Below are 4,194 nucleotides of genomic sequence, written 5' to 3' on the forward strand. Positions count from 1 at the left end.
GCTCGCGCACGGTGACCCTGGCGGCGGGGATCGGATATGCCTGGACGCGACCGGCGATGATGAAAGTCGGGTACAGGTCGCGTGCGAGCTCCGGGGCACGGAACACGTCGTGAACCCACGCCGTGATGGCGAGCGCGCCGGCGGGGCTGAACCCGATGAGGCGGGCGGGGAGTTGCTCGAGCCCGGCGCGGACGAAGTAGTGCTCGTCGACGAGGATCGGCGTCGGCGGGAGCAGGGTTTGCTCGTCGTGGGCGGGGTAGATGGTGAGGCTGGTGCGGCTGTTCATGAGGCGCTCGTTCATGCGGTGCGGCGGATGCCGGCGGCGATGATGTGGGCCTTGGTGGGCCGGGAGTAGAAGCCGAAGCTGTCGTCGTCGTCGGAAGCGGAGACGGTGGCGGTGAGTAGATCTTCGCCGTCCGGCGTGTGCTGCCGTCGCTCTCCGTGGAGATGGAATCCCGGCTGTCGGTCTCGTCCTGGCGACGGTCTTCACGCAGAGCGGCTGGGTCGGAGCAATGGCGGTGACCGCCGCGACTCTCGTCGTGGCGGCGCTGATCGTCTGGCACCGTGCCCGATCCGGTCTCGTTCGTGCGCTGGATCCTGATCATGCCGTGCGCCGGAGCCGATCTCTGTCGTGGTCACCGGGCAACCCGGGTGAGCTGTTCCAAATCGGCACAGCGCTGTGGCGGAATCCTCCCTGAGAGTAGAGCTCATCCACCGAGTGGTCGCCTAGTTCCTGCAGGCGCCGAGCATCAACGAAGGAGTTATGCGATGTCCTCGTCATCCACCGCGACCGCAGTCGTCCCGAGCGCCCTGCGTGATCTGTATCTGGGCTGGTCCGAGCTCATGGCCACCCACGAGCTGGACATGCGGCTGTTCCGCAGCATCTTCGATGAATGGCACCAGCCGACCATCGAACCGGAAAATGTCACCTACAAGGAGGAGACGGTCGGCGGCGTGCCCGGCATCTGGGCGTTCCCGGCCGGAGCCGATCGCTCCAAGGTCCTCCTCTACACGCACGGCGGCGGGTTCGCCGTCGGCTCTGCGGCCAGCCACCGGAAGCTCGCCGCGCACGTCGCGAAGGCGGCCGGGGTAACAGCGTTCGTGCTGGACTACCGTCGCGCGCCCGAGCACCCGCACCCCGCCCAGGTAGACGACGGGGTCGCGGCGTTCGAGGCCCTGCTGGAGCGGGGGGTCCACCCCGAGGACGTCACCACGATCGGCGACTCGGCGGGAGGCAATCTCGCCATCGCCATCCCGTTGGCGTTGAAGGCGAAGGGACGGCCGCTGCCCGGGCACGTCATCGCGTTCTCCCCGTGGCTGGACATGGAGAACCGCGGCGCGACGCTGGTCACCAACGATGCGACCGACGCGCTGATCTCCGTGCCGCTCCTGGAGGGCATGATCGCCGGCGTGCTGGGGGAGACCACCAGCCCGTCGGCGCCGCTCGCGAACCCGCTCTACGCGGATTTCACCGGGTTCCCCCCGCTGTACGTCAACGCCGGTTCGGTCGAGTCGTTGGTCGACAATGCCATCCGCGTGGCAGAGCGCGCCAAGGGCGCCGGCGTTGACGTCACCCTGCATGTCGCCGAAGGACAGCAGCACGTCTACCCGTTCCTGGCTGGCCGCGACGCGGACGTCGACGCGGAGCTTGCGGCGATCGGCCAGTGGCTTCGCCACTGACCTGCAGCACCCCACCCACCTCATTCACCGAAGGAGTTGCACCATGACATCCACACAGACCACGGACTTCGACGCGATCGTCGTCGGCGCCGGTTTCGGCGGCATCTACCAGCTACACACCCTGCGCGACAAGCTCGGCCTGCGCGTCCGCGGGTTCGAGAAGGGCGCCGGCATCGGAGGAACCTGGTACTGGAACCGGTACCCCGGCGCCATGTCCGACACGGAGAGCCCCTTCTACCGATACTCGTTCGATGACGAACTGCTGCAGGAGTGGGACTGGGCCCGAAAGTACATCGACCAGCCCGACATCCTCAGCTATCTCGAGACCGTCGTCGACCGGTACGACCTCCGCAAGGACTTCCAGTTGAACACCGAAGTCACGTCGATCGTCTTCGACGAAGCCACCAACACCTGGACGGTCGGCACCTCCGCCGGAGAATCCTTCACGGCCCGATACGTGGTGACGGCGCTGGGGCTGCTCGCAGCAACCAACATCCCCGACATCCCCGGGATCGACTCGTTTGAAGGCCGCCTCGTGCACACCGCGGAGTGGCCGGAGGACCTGTCGATCGAGGGCAAGCGGGTGGGGGTCATCGGCACTGGCTCGACCGGAACACAGTTCATCGTCGCCGCGGCCAAGCAGGTGTCGCACCTGACCGTGTTCCAGCGCTCGGCGCAGTACAGCGTCCCCTCCGGCAACGGACCGGTCGGCCCGGGGGAGGTGGACGGATACAAGTCCCGGTTCCCGGAGATCTGGGAGCAGGTCCGAAACTCCGGCGTCGCCTTCGGGTTCGAGGAGTCCACCGTCGCGGCCACCGATGTCGACGAGGCCGAGCGGGAGCGCGTGTTCCAGGCGGCATGGGACCGAGGCAACGGATTCTATTTCATGTTCGGCACGTTCAACGACATCGCTATCAACCCGGAGTCGAACGAGGCAGCCGCTGCGTTCATCCGCCGCAAGATCGCTGAGACGGTCAAGGACCCGGAGACGGCGCGATTGCTCACCCCGACCCAGCCGTATGCGAAGCGGCCCCTGTGCAACCAGGGCTACTACGACGTGTACAACCAGGACAACGTGAAGCTGGTGTCGATCAAGGAGAACCCAATCGTTGAGATCACCCCACGAGGGGTGAAGACCGCGGACGGTGTTGAGCACGAGCTGGATGTGCTCGTGCTGGCTACCGGGTTCGACGCGGTCGACGGCAACTACCGCCGCATCGACATCCGCGGGCGCGGAGGGGTGAGCGTCGACGAGCACTGGGCCGACGCTCCGACCAGCTTCCTCGGCATCATGACGGCCGGATTCCCGAACATGTTCATGATCCTCGGCCCCAACGGGCCGTTCACCAACCTGGTGCCCAGCATCGAGGCGCAGGTCGAGTTCATCACGACCCTGGTGACCGAGGCGGAGCGGAGAGGCGGGCTCATCGAGGTGTCGCAGCAGGTCGAGGACGAATGGACCGAGACCTGCACGACGATCGCGAACTACACGCTGTTCCCCAAGACCGACTCGTGGATCTTCGGGGCGAACATCCCCGGCAAGAAGCACGCCGTGATGTTCTACCTCGGCGGCCTAGGCGCCTACCGCGGCCTCCTCTCGGATATCCAGGCGAAGGACTTCGAAGGATTCAGCATCGGACAGCCCATCCCGGCCTGATCGACGGTAACCGTAGGCCGGGAGTGTGCTTCCCGGCCTACGGTCGTCCTATGAGCGACTCCATGTCAGCAGACGTCACATTCCGGTCACGCCGCTGGGTCCGTCCCGAGGACCTGAACGCGCACGGCACCCTGTTCGGCGGCAGCCTGCTGCGCTGGATCGATGAAGAGGCCGCGATTTACGCCATCATCCAGCTCGGAAACCCTCGGGCGGTCACCAAGTACATATCCGAGATCGACTTCGTCAGCTCCGCACGACAAGGTGACCTGATCGAGATGGGACTGCGCGCCACCGCGTTCGGGCGCACCTCCCTCACGATGCGCGCCGAGGTGCGCAACATGATCACTCGTGAACGCATTCTCACGATCGAGAAGATCGTCTTCGTCGGCCTCGACGACCACGGCCAGCCCATTCCTCACGGCTACACCGACATCACCTACGAACGCGACCGGCTTCCCCACCACCATGGACTCATGCGCACAGAGGATGGATCCACAGCGGACTAGGTATTGGCGGGTCCTAATAGGGAGGCGGATACTGGGTGGGACCACTTGCAGTGACGCGAGGTCCCAGCTATGTCCACCGATACCTATTCCGCCGCGAGCGCGCGGCAGGCTCGTGAACGCCTTCTCGAAGCTGGCGTCGGCGCGCACGGTCTCACTCCCCGCACGCTGAACGTCCCTCCGTGGATCGAGCGCAGTTGGCGTCGCTCGTTCACCACCGGTGGCGGCTACGATCCGACTGCGACTCCTGCTTACCACCCGTTCTCCGAACCGGCGGGACGCTTCCAGGACACCGCTGAGACCGTCCTGGCGCGATGGGCGGAATCACTCGCTGACATGCGTGTCGCGCTGCTG

5 protein-coding genes are annotated in these 4,194 nt (G+C 65.9%); 4 read left to right on the plus strand and 1 reads right to left on the minus strand.

The annotated features are described in order from the left end of the window. The coding region (locus Q1V87_RS04710) for a hypothetical protein (protein ID WP_300591059.1) at positions 1–286 on the minus strand (286 nt) is incomplete at its 3' end. Positions 287–843: 557 nt separating this feature from the next. Between Q1V87_RS04710 and Q1V87_RS04715 the strand changes: the two genes are divergently transcribed. The 4 genes from Q1V87_RS04715 to Q1V87_RS04730 form a co-directional block, all read left to right on the plus strand. Then, positions 844–1,680: an alpha/beta hydrolase gene (locus Q1V87_RS04715; protein ID WP_229382190.1), complete on the plus strand. Its 837-nt coding sequence runs from the start codon at positions 844–846 to the stop codon at positions 1,678–1,680. 43 nt (positions 1,681–1,723) lie between these two features. Further along, the gene (locus Q1V87_RS04720; RefSeq protein WP_300591060.1) at positions 1,724–3,337 is read left to right on the plus strand and encodes an NAD(P)/FAD-dependent oxidoreductase; all 1,614 of its coding nucleotides are present in this window, start codon (positions 1,724–1,726) and stop codon (positions 3,335–3,337) included. Between the two features lie 50 nt (positions 3,338–3,387). Continuing rightward, a complete protein-coding gene (locus tag Q1V87_RS04725) occupies positions 3,388–3,843 on the plus strand; it encodes a hotdog domain-containing protein (RefSeq protein WP_300591061.1) in 456 nt (151 codons plus the stop codon). Between the two features lie 69 nt (positions 3,844–3,912). Further along, positions 3,913–4,194: hypothetical protein (locus tag Q1V87_RS04730; protein ID WP_300591062.1), on the plus strand; the 282-nt coding region annotated here is incomplete at its 3' end.

This window comes from Microbacterium sp., from assembly GCF_030149085.1.
Taxonomy (GTDB): Bacteria; Actinomycetota; Actinomycetes; order Actinomycetales; family Microbacteriaceae; genus Microbacterium.